The organism is Paraburkholderia sp. (assembly GCF_035656215.1).
In the GTDB taxonomy this organism is placed as follows: domain Bacteria; phylum Pseudomonadota; class Gammaproteobacteria; order Burkholderiales; family Burkholderiaceae; genus Paraburkholderia.
This window is the reverse complement of record NZ_DASRSY010000411.1, coordinates 1-17,223: the sequence shown is the minus strand read 5'-3', so window position 1 is coordinate 17,223 and position 17,223 is coordinate 1. Positions and strand designations below refer to the sequence as shown.

The 17,223-nt window shown below is 65.7% G+C and carries 7 protein-coding genes; 1 reads left to right on the top strand and 6 read right to left on the bottom strand.

Annotated features, from left to right (window positions below):
- Nucleotides 1–118: 118 nt before the first annotated feature.
- Nucleotides 119–12,022: an LWXIA domain-containing protein gene (locus tag VFE81_RS24050; RefSeq protein ID WP_325046977.1), complete on the top strand. Its 11,904-nt coding sequence runs from the start codon at nucleotides 119–121 to the stop codon at nucleotides 12,020–12,022.
- A gap of 15 nt (nucleotides 12,023–12,037) precedes the next feature.
- Here the strand turns inward: VFE81_RS24050 and VFE81_RS24045 are convergent, their stop codons facing one another.
- The 6 genes from VFE81_RS24045 to VFE81_RS24020 are packed head-to-tail and all read right to left on the bottom strand — an operon-like array spanning nucleotide 12,038 to nucleotide 17,139.
- Nucleotides 12,038–13,069, bottom strand: a complete 1,032-nt coding sequence (locus VFE81_RS24045) for an EscU/YscU/HrcU family type III secretion system export apparatus switch protein (RefSeq protein WP_325046976.1) — start codon at nucleotides 13,067–13,069, stop codon at nucleotides 12,038–12,040.
- Between the two features lie 40 nt (nucleotides 13,070–13,109).
- Nucleotides 13,110–13,913, bottom strand: a complete 804-nt coding sequence (gene sctT / locus VFE81_RS24040) for a type III secretion system export apparatus subunit SctT (protein ID WP_325046975.1) — start codon at nucleotides 13,911–13,913, stop codon at nucleotides 13,110–13,112.
- Complete coding sequence (locus VFE81_RS24035; protein ID WP_325046974.1) at nucleotides 13,907–14,533, bottom strand: hypothetical protein; 627 nt, start codon at nucleotides 14,531–14,533, stop codon at nucleotides 13,907–13,909. The genes sctT and VFE81_RS24035 overlap by 7 nt, the downstream gene beginning before the upstream one ends.
- Nucleotides 14,526–15,902 carry a FliI/YscN family ATPase gene (locus VFE81_RS24030; RefSeq protein WP_325046973.1) on the bottom strand — a complete coding sequence of 459 codons (1,377 nt, stop codon included), beginning with the start codon at nucleotides 15,900–15,902 and terminating at the stop codon, nucleotides 14,526–14,528. Before VFE81_RS24030 ends, VFE81_RS24035 begins: the two co-directional genes overlap by 8 nt.
- Nucleotides 15,899–16,528 carry a type III secretion system stator protein SctL gene (gene sctL / locus VFE81_RS24025; protein WP_325046972.1) on the bottom strand — a complete coding sequence of 210 codons (630 nt, stop codon included), beginning with the start codon at nucleotides 16,526–16,528 and terminating at the stop codon, nucleotides 15,899–15,901. Before sctL ends, VFE81_RS24030 begins: the two co-directional genes overlap by 4 nt.
- A complete protein-coding gene (locus tag VFE81_RS24020; protein WP_414695648.1) occupies nucleotides 16,510–17,139 on the bottom strand; it encodes a SctK family type III secretion system sorting platform protein in 630 nt (209 codons plus the stop codon). Before VFE81_RS24020 ends, sctL begins: the two co-directional genes overlap by 19 nt.
- Between the last annotated feature and the right edge of the window lie 84 nt (nucleotides 17,140–17,223).

The following is a 17,223-nucleotide window of genomic DNA, read 5'->3' as shown; positions in this document are numbered from 1 at the left end:
AAAAACCGATGCTTCCCTCGCCAAGGCCAACAGCCGCTATAGCGCCGACGTCGCCAATTCGAATCTGGCTTACGCACAACTGCAGTCGCATGCGTCGGACCCGGACTATAGCGACGCGATGAAAACGAGCCTCGCGAACCTGAACAACAAGCTCGCGCCGCTCGGCCTCGAGGTCAACGCACCGCCCGCTATCGACGCAAGCACGGCGCAGACCAACCTGAACAGCGCCGCCGACGATGCCAACTACGCGAATGCCTGCCTGAGCGCGGCGAGCGACGCCTCGCAGCTCGCCGACGTGCAGCAGACTTTCGACGCGGTGTCCGGCAAGTTCGGCCCGACGGTCATGACCACGACGGTGGCCCAGCAGCAGAATCTGCTGACCCGCGCGCAAACGGCCGCGCAGACCAGCGGCGGTTATCTGCAAATGCTGTCCGCGAACCGTCAGGTGGATCAGGACCAGACGGACTACAACAACGCGCTGAGCGCGTCGAATACGTGGCACAAGGCCAATCCGAACTCGCAGATCGTCGACCCGCAAGTGGATACCGACGTGGGCAACGCCTACGCGAAGCTCTCTGCCGACCAGACCCAGGCGGGTCTCGCGCACGACAGCTTCGTGGCCGCCTACGGCAACTCGCTCGCATCGCAATACGACGATGCCGCGAACGGCCTGCAGAACCAGTACGACCATCGCACGATGTGTGCGGTCAACGATCCGACGCCGCTCGAAATCAAGGGCCTGAAAACCGTGGCGTCGGCGCTGCGTGCGGCAGACGGGCGCCTGTCCGATTCGGTCAACGACCAGGCGACGAAACTCGCACTGAATGCGGCGCAAAGCGATCAGACCGGCGCGAAAAGCACCTTGCAAACGGTCCAGCAGCAATACGACACATGGAACAGTCAGCACGGCGGCGCGGCCGACGGACCGTTCGTCAATGTCGCCCGGCATGGCGAGTCGGGTCACGTGCTGCTCACGTCGGTGGGCCCGTATCAGATCAATCCGTACACCCAACAGTTGTCGGATGCGCGCGCCGCGCTGGACGCGGCGAACAACAAGGTCAACCAGCTGCAACTGATGTCCGATGGCGCGCACGACCAGGTGCTCTTCGACCAGTTCAACGCGGGCCTCAGCGACAATCTGCTGAACCCGGTGACCGATTCGGACAAGGCCGATTACGCGAAGGCGCTCGACCAGTTTTACGAATCGCATCGCAGCGAATTGTCGCAATCGATGCTCGGTAACGCGAGTGCGAGCACCAACAAGGGTCAGGCTTACAACTTCGGCGCCACCAGCGCGACGGACCAGAAAAATCTGATCGGCAAGGCGCTCGGCCTGCAAACCGCGCAGCAGCCCGGCGCGGACGGCGTGCAGTACGACGGCGACGCGCTGAAAACGATCAACACCGTTTACAACGAAATTCACAAGGTGGGCGGCAACGACGCCCAGGTGAGCATCCTGCCGATCGTCTATGCGTCGAAAGACAGCGGCATGTCGACGACCGCGCTGTTCAAGGTCACGAACAAGGACGGCGGCGACGAACACTATGTCGACGACGGCGGCGCGAAGTATTCGAGTATCGACGACTACATCAATAACAATCAGTTGTCGTCTGACGGCACCGTCGATATCGCGACCGGTTACAACAACGGCGTGCTGCAGGTGAAGTCGAGCGCCGCGCATCACGACAGTTTCTGGGAAAGCACGCTGCACACGCTCGGCGCGAGCAATCTGAATCTCGGCACGCTGGTCGGCGGGATCGTGCTCGATGTGGCTGGTGGGGTGCTCGATGCGACGGGCGTCGGACTGCCATTCGGCGTCTCGCTGAATGCGATCGGCACCACCATGATTTATAGCGCGTCGGCGGCGGCCATGGCGAACTCCGTCTACGACCTCGGGAACCGGGTCGATCACGATCGCACGATCAGTCCGTTCGATGCCGGCGCGCGTGCCGACTACATCAACCTGATTCCGGTCGGCGCCGCGGGCGCCGAGAAAGTCGCCGCGAAATTCACCGGCACCGAATTGTTCGCCAAGGGCGTGACCGCACTCGGCGCGGACTCCGGCAAGGCGGCCAGCGTCATCAACACGGCCGCGAAGTTCGGCGCCAAAGCGAGCGCATTCGGTGGCGCCGTCGAGGCCGGTGGACAGCTCAGCTACGACGTCGTGACAGGCCACGGCAATATCGCGCAGGACGTCTCGTCGCTCGTGATGAACGTGGCGCTGGTCAAAGGGCATGATGTGCTGAAGGCGACCTCGACCGGCATCGTGCGCAGCCGTCTGGACTTTGCGGCGCGCACCGAAGACGGCCAGACGAATCTGACGCTCGGCGATCAGTCCGTGCGCGTGCAGCGCCTCGCCAATACCAGCACCGACGCGCTGACGCTCGATCGCAATATCGCCACGCTCGACGGCAAAACCGTGAAGGTCGGCAGCGACGGTACGCTGCAGGTCGGCAACAAGGTGCTGACTTACGACGGCATGCCGGTGCGCGTGCTCAATCGCGGCAATGCGGACGGCTATACGGGCCGCGGCAAGGAAACCGGCGCGTCGGCGGTGCTCGGCGACGACGGCACCATCTCGGTCGTCGATCCGACGAAGAGCGGTCCGCTGCGGCAGGTGAAGCTGACTTCGTACGACACGGGCGAGCGCGTCACGGTTGACGAATCCGGCGGTCTCGAGCTGTCGGACAATCTGTCGCTCAGCCGGCCCGGCGAGTTGAAAACGCCGCAGGAAGTGGCCGCGACTGTGGCGCAACTGGCTGGCCGCAATGCCAGCACGCCGTCAAGCAGCGAGCCGACCGAACCCACCGCACCGCGAACGACTACGCCGCCCGCCAGTGACACCGCCGATCCGCTTACGCGCCAGGCCACGCAGAACGCAGAGACGAGCTTGACGGAAAACACCGTCGGTACCACGCAGTCGATGAGCGAGGGACTGCGCAGCTCGGCGGAAGTCCACGAGCGCAGTCAGCAGGCCAACGAGGAAGCGCATCTGACCGACAGCGCGAATCTCCGCAGCAGCGAAACCAATGCGATCGTATGGCGGCGTGCGAACGATCCGCTCGCCGGAAACGGCGTGGACGAAGCGAGTCCGACGACGTTCCAGCAGCGCGTCGCGTGGACCGCGCTCAATGCTACCGAGGCGCCGCCGTTTGCACCTGAAACCGACACGGGGGTGCCGGGCGGCCAGCCGCTGACGCGCGCACCGCTGATTGAGCCGCGCGACTATGACGGCAGCACGCTGTACGTCGTGCGCAACGACGCCAGCAGGAGCAACAACACCTTGCTCGGCCCGGACGGGCAACCGATCGCGGAAAGCGAAACGGCACCGGCGGCGCGCTTGTCCGCGGCGTCCGCGGCATCCGCTGCGAAGCCGATCGTTCTGATGGAAGGCAGCGAGGAAGCGAAGATTGCACCGGAGCTTGCGAACGCGTGGAACGAGCCGGTCTTCGTCGCGCCGCGCAACGCGCTCGCGGCCGACGGCACGATTCGCGGCGCCAGTGGTTTTATCCGTTTCGATCCCGCGCCGCGCGCACTGGCCGACGCACAGGGGCTCACACTGCGCGAAAGCGGCCTGTACGTCGCGGGTTCGGAGGCGCTCGCCGATGCGCAGGCGCCGCGCGCGACCGATGCGCCGCAAACCTATCGCAACGGTCTGTATGTGCCGAAAGACCCGAGCCGCACGAGCGACGAAGACGTCAACACTCAGGCTGCCGGCAAGGCCCGCGATAGCCAGAAACCGACGGAGACGGAGGAGGCCGACACCGACGGCATCGAATTCGCGCATCCGGAAATGGAAGAGACTGCACCGGCGGTCGACAGCAACAAGGCCGGCCTGCTTGCGCGTCTGCAGATGCGCTTCGGTGGCGCGCCGCTGCCCAATGAAGTGAGCGCGCTCGCGCAGCAGTCGGGCACGCTGTCGCAGCAACTGCGCATGCTCAACGACGAAGGCTGGCGCGTGAAGGTCGGTCGCGAAGGTCGCGGCAGCCGGATCGACGCAAAGAAAAAACGCGTGACGCTCGACGGCGGCTTGCGTGAGCCGGGCAGCATGACCTATGCGCTCGCGCACGAAGCAAAGCATGCGGTCGAGGCGATCGACGGCAACGGCGGCCTCGATTACAGCGGCCGCAGCCGCTTTACGCGCAAAGCGCTTGAAGCCGAAGCGCGCGCGCAGATCAATGCATTCGAAGCGCGCTACGAAATCGACATGGCGGGCGGCGGCGATATCGCCGCGCACGTGCGCCTGCCCGACGCGATCCAGCGCGAGGCGGACGCATGGACGCCCACCGACGACTATGCGGGCACGGTCGAGCGTCTGACGCAAGCGTTCGCCGACGCGCCCGTCTCAGGCACGTCCGGCAAGACGTATGCGCAGTTCTACAACGAAGCGTATGACCGCGCGCGTCCAGACCCGGCAGGCTTCCCGACGCGCGCCGCGCGGCATATGCCCGCGCCGCAGTCTCACGAGCCCGGCGAAGGCCCCACCGTGCCTGAGCCATTGCCGACGACGCGCGAAGGCCTGGAAGCATACGGCCGTGCGCTTGACGCGGGTCTTAACCGGGCGCTCGCGCGCTCGCCGTTCGAGAGCGCCACGCGCCTGAGTTTTGCCGAGGAATTGCTGAACACCGGACCGCACCGGCTTGTGCTCGACGACCGCTTCTTCGCGAGCCGCCTCGAGGGCGGCGGCGACCCCATCGCGTTGCCGTTCTCGCGCCCGAGTGACGTGACGCGCGCGCGTGCCCAGCAGCTCGCCAATATCACCGGCGTGCACGTGTTCGCGCCGCGCATCGATGCGCCGACCGAGTGGGAAATGTTGACGCCCGGGCCGATCAGCTCGGGCCTGACCGGGTCCGTCGAGTTCGATGCGCAAAGCGGCACATTTCATGTGACCGGTACGGATGGCACGCGTCGTCAGATCGACCCCGAAGCGCATCTCGGACAGTTGCGCGGCATCGGCGCGTACAAGACCGCGCTGCAGCTCGGTGACAAGACGGTGGTCGTGTATCGCGAGCTCGACCCGATCGAGCGGCTCGAAGACGATATCGACGAGCCCGAGGTGGTCGACGATCCCCACGACATGATCGCGAAGACGCAGCAGCTCGCAGCGCTGGGTGCGCCTTATGTGGCACGGATCGACGGCGTCGGGCGCATCCACGGGCACGATGCGCTGGTGATGGATTCATATCGTGCCGCCGACCGGCCGCTGACACGGGAGACCGCGTTGCATGGGCAGCGTGCGCCGAGCACACCCGTGTACGACACGAGCCTCTTTAATGCGAAGTCGATCGAAAGCCTTACCGCGACGCGCGACTGGATGGTCGAGCGCAATGTCGCGATCGGCGATTTGCAGTTTCTGGTCAGCCGCGACGGGACGTTCTTTCTGGCGGACTTCGAATCGGTTACTGAAGGTGCGCAGCCGAGCGCGAGCAGCCTGAAGATGATCGACGATTACATCGAGCTGGCGAAGGCGCGGTTGACGCGCGTCGGCACGCCGGGTTCCGCCGGGAAGCCGGGCGCACCGGTCACACCGGTCACACCGGCGGCTACGGCGCAGACTCGCATGAGCGATCACGGGGATACCAGCGACGTCAGCGACACAGGCGATACCGGTGGAGTCAGTGACACCAGCAACACCGCCAATACACACGCCACAGCCGGCACAAGCGAGAGCACCGCCTCGTTCCCCGACCGCATCGAGTGGACACGTGCCCGTGCCTATCATGCGTCGCCGTTCGGTGCAGACGTGCCGGACCTGAGCACGCTGCAACGCGAGCCATCGGGCCGTGCTTCGAAGAACGAAGATCGCGATCTGATCGTCGTGCATGCGGAAACCGCGCCGGACGGCACGTTGTTGCTCGACGGAGTACCGGTCGACGCGCGCGGCTTCACGCTCGATCTCGGCCGCACGTTTTCCGGCGACGACGTACGCGTGATCCTCGCCGCCCGCCATGCGAGTCCGCAGCATGCAGCGGAACTCGCGAATCTGTGGCAACAGCCGATCTACGTGCCGCCGGCCGAGGCCATCGCCGCCGACGGTACGCTACTCGACGCCAGCGCGTTGACCCGCTACGACCCGGCGCCGTTCGGCGCGCCCAATCTGGGCGAACTCGCGGCCGACGCACGCGGTGTCTACCGCGACGGCGAGCCGGCGCAGCGACTCGATGCGGAACAGCATGCCGGCGCTGTGCTTGGCTATGGTGCAGAAAAGATGGTGTTCGAGCTCGGCCACGATGCGGCGCTTGGCGTCTTCGAAAAGGGACCGCGCTACGATGCTGACTTCCATCGGCAGGCGGCCGAAGCTGAGTTGAACGCGCTTGCGGTGCTGCGCCGTTTCGGCTTGCGCACCCTGTCGATGAGCGGTCCGTTTTCGGCGTTCAATCGCGTTGCCGTTCTGTACCGGCCGCTCGGCATCATGCATACCCATGCAATCGAGGACGGCGAATTGCCGGCGCGTATCTCGCGCCAGGGGCTCGCCCATCTGCAGCAGATTCGCGACGTGGTCGCGCGGCACGAGATCGATATCGACTTCCAGGCGATGATCACGCGCGACGGCGACGTGCTGGTCAGCGACCCGGGCGAGGTCGGCTTTAACGACCGGCTGCGCCATCTGAGCACGCTCGACGACATCGATGCGGTGCAGCAGAGTGTGCAGGACGGCATCGATAGCGGCGAGATCGAACTCGCGCACCCCGACGCCGAAGAGATCGCGCAACCCGGTGCGTTCGCGCAAAAGCCGTCGCTCATCACACGCATCCGCATGCGCTTCGGCGGCGCGCCGCTGCCGCGCGCGGCGCTCGATCTGATCGGCCATTCGGAACTGCTTACGCAACAGATGCGGCTCTGGAAACAGGACGGTTGGAAGGTCGTGCGCGGACGCGCGGGCGAGGGCAGCAAGGTCGATGCGCATAACCGGCGTATCGTCATCGACGGCAAATTCCAGCAGGCCGGCGCGATGGTTTATGTGCTCGCGCACGAGGCGGGCCATGCTGTCGAGGCCATCGAAGGCAAGCTCGCACTCGACTACAGCAGTACACCAGCTTTCGCGCAGAGCGCACTGCGCGCGGAAGCACGCGCGCAGTTGAACGCTTTCGCTGTGCGCGACGAGATCAAGGCCGCAACCGATGGGCGTGTCGATATCGGTACACAGATCAAGCTGCCCGATGCGATCGAACGCGAATACGGCCGCGCCAGCGCGGACGATCCCGCGTCGGTGGAACGGCTCGCGAATGTATTCGGCGACGTGCGCACGTCGTTGCCAGGCCATCCGAGCTATCGGGTCTTCTATGAGCAGCAGGCCGCTGAAATTGCCAACGGCGCCGCGCCGCGCGCGATGCCGGCACCTAACCCGAATGCCGGCACGCCGAACGCGCCGGCCACGACTACCGCTGCCCAGTCGCCCGCACTGACACCCGACGAAACGCGCGCGGCGGCATGGCTCGACGAACACGATCTGCGGACGCTGCGCCGGATCGACGGCGCGCATGTGCCGCAACTCGAGGACCTGGCCCGGCAAGCGGGACGCGGCGCGCACATTCTGGTCGCGAAGCATGGCGCAAGGCCAGTTGTGGACGCGGAGCATCCGCAGCCGCAGTTCGTGGCCGAGCTTGCAACTGACGAGCACGGCAAGCTCACGAGGCCGCAGCCATTGGAGCGCAAAACCGTGCCGCGCGCACTGACGAAAGCGCTGAACCGGTCCGCTCCCACTGCTGCTGCCGAGCGCACGAAGTACGATTTTTACGTATCGCCAGTCGCCGCGGATGAACTCGCGCGCTTTGGCGGCGCGGCAAAGATCGAGGCGTCGAACGACAAGCAGTCCTGGCAGGTGGCCGCATCCGGCAAGCCGATCGATTCGCAACTGACGCAGGACGTCGCCGCGCTGGCCGACGCGCCCCGCTTCAAGCGTCCCAAGCTCGCCGGACAGGCGGTCGACGCGCAACAGAAAATCTACGCGGTCGAGGATAAAACCGGCAAGGTGCTCGGCTATGCCGAGCGCAATGCGCTTCACCAATGGATCTATCACGAGACGACGCCGGTTGCCGACACGGTGATCCCCGAACACGAACTGAGCGCGGCGTTCCGGCGCCGGGCGGGCCGCATTCCGGTTGGCCGCGCGGGCCGGCGCGGTGTGAGCTTTATTGTCAGCGATCGCGAGCCGGCGGCGGTCGCGCGGGTCGGCGGCTTTGAGCCGGCCGAGAAGAAGAATTCGACCGAGCCGGAAAAGAAGCCGCGCCGTAAGGCGGGCGACGTCGGGCAGTTGAGGCTCGCGCAAGGCAGAGAAGGGGTGCGCAACGGCGCGTCGCGGGTCTCTACGGCGGCGCGTAAGGCCGTGACCCTGCTGCGCCGGCAGCAGGCGCTCGCGCAGCCCACGCAACCGGCTGGCGAAAGCAATCCGCTGGTCGAGTTGAATCTGCTGCCGTCGCCGGAAAAACCGCTGAGCGTGATCGACTTCAGCGGCCATAACGCGCTGCATCTGCTGCGCGCCGTCGACCAGAAAAGCGTCGGCGCCGAGCACTACATCTACGTGTATGACACCGAAGGCCCGATTGCCGAAACGCTCGGCACACCGCGTGGAATCATCGCCACACGCGACAGCGAACTGCGCTGGTTCGACAAGCGGGAACAGGCCAGCAATGTCAACGAGCCGGGTGTCAGTCTCGACGAAATGCCGGTGGGCCGGGGGCAGTATGGCGCCAACGTGCACTTTCTGTTGACGCGTCTGAAGCCCGACGAGTTTCTGGAGCATACGACGCCGACGCGGCTTGCCACATTGAACGAACGGGCGCGCGTGCTGAAGAAACAATGGAAGCAGGCGGACGCACTCGGCAAGAATTCGCCGGAATTCGAGGCGCTAGCCACCCGCATCAAGGCAACCTATGACGGCGTCAGGGGTGAAATCAATACGCTCACCCAGGCATTGCAGGCATTGCAGGCGAGCAACAAAGGCGGCAACGGCGGTAAAAAGCGTACGGCGCGTGCCGCCGCAGCGGCGTCGCTGCAGATCGAGCCGTATCAGCCGGGTCTGTCGACCACCACGGTGGTGGAATCGAATCTGCGCTACGGCGCGGCGAAACTGGAGCGCTGGTTCCCCGAACTCGGCCGCATCAAGGCGTTCAACGCGCGCAGCCGCGGGCCGGCCGACGAGCAGCTCCAGCTGAACGCCGCGGGGCGGCAGACCGTGATGGCCGATCCTACGATGTGGAAGTCGCTCGGCAACAGGCATTACGTCGCGCGCGATGTCCCGACCACGCCATCGCGTTTTGCACCGATACCGATCAGGACCCTCGCGCGCCGCTTTGGCGTCGCCAACGTGGCGGACCTGCGCATGATCCAGATGTTCGTGCGTTCGGACCCGGCCATTCAGGACCGTATCGCGCCGATGTCGCGCGCTTTTGCGTTGCGCGACGATCCCGCCTTGATGACCGCGCAGATCAGGCGTTATGGCGGCGTGCTGCCGATGGTCTCGCTCGTGGTCGATCCGCATTCGCTCGCGGCCGCGCTCGGCCAGTCGCACGACCCGGCCTTCCTGCGAGAAGTGCGAGCGCTCGGCGATCAGGCGAGCGCGAGCTTCGATGGCGAAAACGGCGTGATCGAGCCGGCCGCTGGGTCTGGCGGCGAGGCGCTCGCGCTCGACGATCTGCATCATCTGCACCGCTGGCTCGACGAGGCAACGGAAGCGGGCTTTGCGATCCGTCTCGAGACCGCGCCGTCGCGCGCGCTCGTGTCGGGCAAAGACCAGCGCTTCCAGGCGGGCACCAACGACACGTACCACGACTTCGTGCGGACCTTCAGCGCGCTCGACAAGTGGGCGAAAGACAATCCGAACAGCCGCGCGCCGACGGTGATGGTCACGTTCCACGGCTGGGACTCGGTGCCCGAATCGGTGCCGGGCGCGGGTCATGTGGCACTGCTGAAGGCCGTGCTCGACCGGCCGAGCCTGGAATGGGTTCACATGGGTTTGTCGTACGGCACGCACGGCGCCGACTTTATCGCGAACCAGGACCTCACCACGGCGCTTGCACAGCTGATCGTCGACTACCACGGCGAACCCGGCAAACTCGCGCGGCTGCATGGCGCCGATGCGCTCACGCGCGTGTTCGAGCGTGTCAGTCCTCAGGCGCTTGCGGACCAGCATCAGTTGCTGTTCGCCGAAGTCGAACGGCTCGGCCGTGCTCAGGGCATGACGCCGGAGCAACTGGACACGCTGCATCGGCAGCTTTACGAGGGCAACACAACCGCGTTGTTGAACCGCGCTCGCCTCGCGACGATCGACTATGCCGAGAAGGGCTGGACGGCCAGTGGCAACCCCCCGCGCGGCCGCACCGAAAAACTCGCGCGCGCGTTCTCGATACGGGGGAAGAATGAAATCGGCGCGCAGGTGAGCGCACCGAAGGTGAAGACGTTGTCCGCGAAAAAGGCGGGCACGACGGACCCGGCCGAACATTGGCGTGCGGTGGTCGCCGATCCGGCATTACGCTACGACGACACCAAGCCGATCAGCGCAAGCCGGAAAGCCGCGGCCCAACTCAGCTCGCAGTCGATTGCACCGGAACAGCGCGCCGGGGCCGAACTGCATGCGCTACGCGTGCACGCGCGCGCGCGCGGCTGGCGCAACCGGCTCCGCTCGGGCGGTCTGATTGCGGTGGGTACACCGTCCGCACTGGTGCTCGGCGGCAATTCGCTCAACCTGTTGCATACGTTCGGCAGCGAAGGGCTGCACCATACGGCGACCTCGCTGTTCGTCGGCACGCGGGCGGGCCGGGTGTTTCAGGCATTGCATCAGGGCGCCGTCGCCAGTCTGAAAAACGGTGACCCGCGCGTGTTCGATGCGGTGGTCGGCCGGCTCGAACGCGGTTTGCGCTCGCAGTTGGGCGCGAACAGTCTTGACGAGGCGCGCGTCAGTCAGTTGTCGCTGATCGCGCAGGAAGGCCGGCTGAAAGCCGCGCAACTGCGGGCGATGAACAACGACGGCCGGCTTTCGTTCGACGACACGGTCACGCACACGAAAGCTGTCGCGGCGGACATGCTCGCGCAGATGCAGGGCGTGGTGGGCGGCACGTCGCTAAAGCGCCTGCATCACGGCAGCCCGCGTCATGCGGTCGGCCTGATTGGACGCGGCGCCGCGATCGTCGGCTACTCGGCGACGATTGCGACCAACATCGCGACCATCACCGCGCATCACGGCGTGCTCGCGCCTGTGCTGACGACGCTCGGGGCGTCGCTCGGCATGACTTACACGAGTCTCGTTTATCTCAGCAACGCGCATGAGGTCAACGCCGACAAACGCAGCCGCGTGACCCGTTTTGTCGATGCGGCCGGCGACTACGTGACCTCGGCGGCTGGCTTTGCGAGCGCCATCGTGCAGATCGGCGAAGGGCATCCGGTACTGGGCGGCCTCGCGATCACCTCCGCGACGATTCTCGGTGCGGGGCGGTTGCACACCCAGTTTCCCAACGCGACGCCGGGCATGGAGCGCTTCCCGACTGTGCTGGCGCTCGCGCCGGTGGGTATTTTCGCGGGCACGCTGATTCAGAGCCTCCTGTCCGGCGGGTCGAGTCAGAACACGAAGAATCCGGGCAATACGCAGCATTTGCAGCAGCCGGGGGCGTCAGCCAGCCCGGCGCCGGGTTTGCTGCCGTCGGGTGTGCCCACGGCGCCGTCGGTCAGTCCGACTCCGGGGGCTGGCGTGACGTCGACATCGCCGTCGACACCGCCATCGAAGTCTGCGCCCGCGCCTGGTTCGACGTCGTACACGCAACCGGCGCCGACCGGTAGTCCGTCTACGACTCCGCCGTCGAACCAGCCGAAGCAGTACTTCGTCGTTGAGGGGGATTCGCTGTGGGTGATCGCCGATCGCAACCGGCGTTCGCTGCTGGACGCCGCGCATGTTTCGGCGGCAGACCAGCAGAAGATGTCGCGTAACCGGCAGGATGCAATGGCATTCGATGAGGTTCTGCAGCTCAATCCGTCAGTGGCGAAACATCCGGCGTCGATTGACCCGGGGCAGACGATCATTGTCGGCTAGGAGCTGGCCCCATTGCTAGCCGGTGCCTTTCGCCCACTTCAGCAAACGCGCCACTTCTTCGAAGTGGTGCGCTTCGATCGTGCCGTTTTCACGCGTCGTTTCGTACAACGCTTCAGCGAGCCCGACGTTTGCGAGTGTCGGCCGCAGCTCGGTCTGCGCGAGCTTGACGATCCGCTCGGCAACTTCGCCTTCGCCGCGCGCGAGCACCCACGGCAGCGTGCCGAGTCCGCCGTAATAGAGCGCCACCGCCACGCGCGACGAATACACCACCACCGACGCGTAGCCGATCTTGTCATTCAGCGACGCGAGCTGCATTTCCATCGCGATCATGCGGCGCCGCGACTGGATATGCGGGTCGCCTTCGTCTTCCTTGCGCTCGCGCCGCACTTCCTCGATCGACATCTTCATCTTCTGACTGAACTCGAAACGCTGATGCACGATATCGATCAACGCCATCACGATGAAGATGAGCGCGGCCCAGCCGAATAGCATGACCAGCAGATGCGCGAGCAGCGCGAGAATCGACAGCGGCCGTGTGAAGCCGGACTGCACCGAGGGATCGAGCGACGCGTAGATCAGCCAGCCGAGGACGGCGATCAGCAGCGTGGTCTTCAGCAGCATCTTCGCGAGATTGACGAGGTTGCGCAGCGACCATAGATTCTTCAACCCTTCAGCCGGATTGATGCGCCCGAGCGACGGCACGAGCCGGCTCCACGCCATCACGCCGCCCACCTGCACGAAACCCGCGAGCACGCCGGCGGCAAAGCCAACGCCGACAAAGACGATCGACGCCCGCAGCCACGCATGCGCGGCGCCGTCGATCAGCACCGCGATACGCGCGCCGGGATCGGACGCGCCGCTCGCCTCGAACACGAGCCGGAACAACGCTTGCACGTACGCGAAAATCTGCGCACCGCCCGCTACTATCGCAATACAGACGCCGACAAACACCGCAGTCGAAATCGTCTCCGCGCTTTTCGGAACGTCGCCTTTTTCGCGCGCTTCGCGCAGCCGCTTGGCGGTGGGTTGCTGACTTTTTTCGGCCATGGCGTGTGCGTCTTTTGTGTCTGTCCTGACGGAAGTGATTTCACGGCGCGCTGCGCAGCAAGCTCCGCAACAGCGCGATCATGCCGCTGTCGGGGCTCAACTGCGCGTGCAGCGACGCATACACGAGCGGCATGAACATCACCATCATCAGCATCGCGAGCGCGCTCTTCACGGGCTGCGAGAACGTGAAGATATTCAGTTGCGGCACCGCGCGGCCGATCAGTCCGATGCCCGCTTCGACCAGCACGAGCACGATCACGACGGGCGCGGCGAGCTTGACCATCCACACGAACACCGCATCGGTCTGGCGCAGGATGAAGGTGGAGAGCACCGCGGACAGGTTCGGCGTCAGCGCGCCGATCGGCCACCACGTGTAGGACTGCGCGAACAGTTGCACGATCATCTGCAGGCCGCCCGCCGTGACGAATAGCGTAATCGCGACGTAGTTCAGGAAGCCCGAGGTCGGGCCGCCGTCGTGGCCGCCCATTGGATCAAAGAAGGCCGCATTGCCGCTGCCGGTCTGGAAGTCGATCAGATAGCCCACGCCCTGGATCGCGAACAGCACCGCGCTCATCGCGCCGGCCAGCAGGATGCCGATCAGCGCTTCTTTTGCGGCGAGCAGGCACCAGATCAGGAACGGCAGATCGACGATCTGCGCGGGGTCGATGACCGGCGCGACAAACGCGGCGATCACAACCGCGAGACCGTTGCGCACGAGGCCCGTCACGATCTGCTCGTTGAAGACCGGTACGATCAGCATGATCGGCAGGAGGCGCGGCATCACGAAGATAATCGGCCTCGCGCCCGCAGCGATGTCGTTGAAATTCTGCGCCTGGTCTAGCATCGGCTGTCGGGGTGGGGGAAGGGCGGGGTGTCGGATTGTGACGGGACTTCTTCTTCGGCAGCGGGCTCGGTTGCCGGTGCAGTCGTTGCATGATCCGCTTCGCTCGCGAAGGGTGCCCCAGATGAAAAACCGCGGATCGCATGACTGTCCGCGACTTCTTCGGCGGCGCGTTCGATGCGCGCGGCGAGCGTGCGTTGCGCTTTTTCGCCGGCTTTCTCGAGCTTGTCTTCAGCGGCTTTTGCGCGCCTTGCAGCACGTTGCAGTTGCGCGAGTTCGGCTTCGTGGCCGTCGTGAGTCGTGTTGGCCTGTTCGACCGATTGCGTGGCGGTGCCGATCTGCAGATTCGCGGTGCGCGTGTCGGCGGCCGCTTCCTGCAGTGCGCGCGCCGAGCCGGCAGGGACATGCCCGGCCACACCGTCTATCAGGCGCTGCTGGATCGCCGCCTTGAGCGCCACCTGCTGGTTCAGGCGTTGTTGCGCGTCGTCGAGCGCGCGGCGGCTTTGCGCGGCGATGCCTTGCTGGCGCGCGGCCGCGACGCGCGCCAGTTGCGAGCGCATCTCGCGTACCCGCCGCAGACGGGCGAGGGTAGCGAGCACAGCAGTGTCGTCGGCTTCAGACATGATCGTTGGCAAGGCGAGTGAGACGCGCGAGCAGCGCATCGAACGGAGCGTTCTCGGTGGCGGGCTGCGCGCAGAAGGCGCTCAACGCATCGCGGGCGCGCAGCGCGAGGTCGCCGAGCCGGTCGCTGCCCTCGCGGTATTCGCCGATCTGCACCAGCAGTTCGATCTCCTGATATTTCGCCAGCAGTTCGCGCAGCCGCCCCGCGGCACGCTGATGCACCGCAGTGGTCACGAGCGGCATCACGCGCGACAGGCTCGCGAGCACGTCGATCGCCGGATAGCGGTTGGCGAGCGCGATCTTGCGCGACAGCACGATATGGCCGTCGAGAATCGAGCGCACTTCCTCGGCGATCGGGTCCGACTCTTCGTCGCCTTCCACCAGCACCGTGTAAAGCGCCGTGATGGAGCCGGTGGCGCCTTGTCCCGCGCGTTCGAGCAAACGCGGCAACACCGCGAAGGTCGACGGCGGAAAGCTGCGCCGCGTCGGCGGCTCGCCGCTCGCGAGGCCGACCTCGCGCTGCGCGCGCGCAAAGCGCGTCAGCGAATCGACGAGCAGCAGCACGCGCTTGCCCGCATCGCGAAAGTGCTCGGCGATCGCGGTCGCGACGAGCGCTGACTTGACGCGTTCCATCGCCGGCCGGTCCGAGGTCGAGACGACGAGGATCGAGCGCGCGCGCACCTCGGGCGACAACGCATGTTCGATGAACTCGCGCACCTCGCGGCCGCGCTCGCCGACGAGCGCAATCACGTTGACGTCGGCCTTCGCGCCGCGCGCGATCATGCCGAGCAGCGTACTCTTGCCGACACCCGACGGCGCGAAGATGCCCACGCGCTGTCCTTCGCCGAGCGTCATCAGGCCGTCGATCACCCGCACGCCGGTCGCGAACGGCGTGTCGATCATCCGGCGCGCCAGCGGATTGGGCGGCGACTGCTGGGTCGATACCCATGCGCCGGTCACCGGGCCGCGGTCGTCGAGCGGCTGGCCGAGCCCGTCGAGCACACGGCCGAACAGGGCCGCGCCGACCGGAAACATATGCTCGCGCCCGGACGGCACGACGGTGGTTTCCGGCGACAGACCGGCGACCTCGCCCAGTGGCGTAAGCAGCGTGGTTTGCCGCGAAAAGCCGACCACTTCGGCGAGCAGCGTCGGTTGATTGGGCGTGCGCAATTCGCAGATTTCGCCGAGCCGCGCGCGGATGCCGGTGGCATTCAGAATCTGACCGACTGCATGATTCACGCGTCCCTGTACCGACACCGGCGAGAAGAACGCGAGCCCTGCATCCAGATCGCCAACCAGTCTTCCACTGTCGAGCGATAGCGCGTCGTCATCATCGTCGGGATTCGCGGCGCCGCCGCTATAGGCGTTCATCGCACGGCACCTTTGAGCGGTTCGCGGCGGATCGCCTGGCGCAGCGCGTCGATTTGCAAATCGAGGCTCGCGTCGATGCGCCCGGATGGCGTTTCGACCATGCAGGCCCGGGTCGCGAGTTGCGCGTCTTCGACGACGCGAATCTTCTGCGACAGTGCCTGTCCGGCGAATGCACCGGCAAGCGCCTCCTTCATCTCGTCGCTACGTCCCGGCGCGACATGCACGATCAGAAATGGTTCGTCGCGCACGAGCGGCATGATGCGGGTAAGCGCGGCTTCGTAAAGCTGCTGCGGTTTCATTTCGCCGACGATCGCGCGCACGGCCTTGACGACGATTTCCGCCATCGAGTCTTTCATCGACTCCATCGTTTTCGCCGCGGACAACGCCTGGCTATAGGTCTGCGCCGCGTATTCCTTTTGCGCGCGACGCAACCCTTCTTCATAGCCAGCCGCCTGGCGTGCTTCGAACTCGCGCTGTGCGGCGGCGACGATCCGCTCGGCTTCCTCACGCGCCGTTGCGATTACCGCCGACGCATCGAGCAGTGCCGCGTATTCGCGTTCCTTGAGGACCTTGCGCTCGGACAGCAATTGCAGGTTGTCGCTGGTAATCAGAAAAGCCAATCCCATGTCGCTAACCTCTCGGGAATCAGAAACAGGAACAGCAGCTCGCCGAACTGGTCGCGCTGTGCGTGATTGAGCAGATAGGGTGCTTCGTCGTCGATCGCGCGATTGAATTTCAGGCGCACGCGGCGCTCGACCGGCACGCCCGCCGCGGCGATGAAGTCGGCGACCAGACGCCCGCCGCGCGCGCGAATCAATGCCGGCAGTACAGCGGGATCGGCGGCCCACGGTTCGAGCGTGTCGCCTAGCGTGGTGAATTCGGGCGCGCGTTCGAGCGTCAGCGCCAACGCATCCGCGCCGACTTTCGCGACGATTTCGGCTCGCACGCGACGCACTTGCAACGCGTCGCGCAGCCAGTGTCGGTGCAGCAGCAAGCCTGCATACGTCGCGAGCTGTTCGAGCGCGGCGCCAGGCAAGAGCGCAAGCCGTGCGAGCGGGGTGGCGGCGTCGAAGTCGGTGAGTCGCGCGACGGCCTGCGCGTCGAGCAGATGACGCGCGATCAGGCGCCGGCCCGCATCGCCGAAGCGCGACAGTTGCCGGTAGGCGGCGGGCCACTCCGGCGGCACACGCGTGACATGCAGGTACAGGTCCGGGCGCAGGTTGAACTCGCACACCATGCGGTAGAACGGCACGCGCCGCGGCGGCGCGGGCGTGTCTAGTGTCCTGAGTTAAAAATTCATTGAAAGATGCCGATCACGTAC

Bases quoted from the DNA above. Each gene is read 5' to 3' on its own strand.
- VFE81_RS24030 (WP_325046973.1), bottom strand. From the start codon at position 15,902: ATGAACGCCTATAGCGGCGGCGCCGCGAATCCCGACGATGATGACGAC.
- VFE81_RS24050 (WP_325046977.1), top strand. From the start codon at position 119: ATGAAAACGAGCCTCGCGAACCTGAACAACAAGCTCGCGCCGCTCGGC.
- sctL (WP_325046972.1), bottom strand. From the start codon at position 16,528: ATGGGATTGGCTTTTCTGATTACCAGCGACAACCTGCAATTGCTGTCC.
- VFE81_RS24045 (WP_325046976.1), bottom strand. From the start codon at position 13,069: ATGGCCGAAAAAAGTCAGCAACCCACCGCCAAGCGGCTGCGCGAAGCG.
- VFE81_RS24035 (WP_325046974.1), bottom strand. From the start codon at position 14,533: ATGTCTGAAGCCGACGACACTGCTGTGCTCGCTACCCTCGCCCGTCTG.
- VFE81_RS24020 (WP_414695648.1), bottom strand. From the start codon at position 17,139: ATGGTGTGCGAGTTCAACCTGCGCCCGGACCTGTACCTGCATGTCACG.
- sctT (WP_325046975.1), bottom strand. From the start codon at position 13,913: ATGCTAGACCAGGCGCAGAATTTCAACGACATCGCTGCGGGCGCGAGG.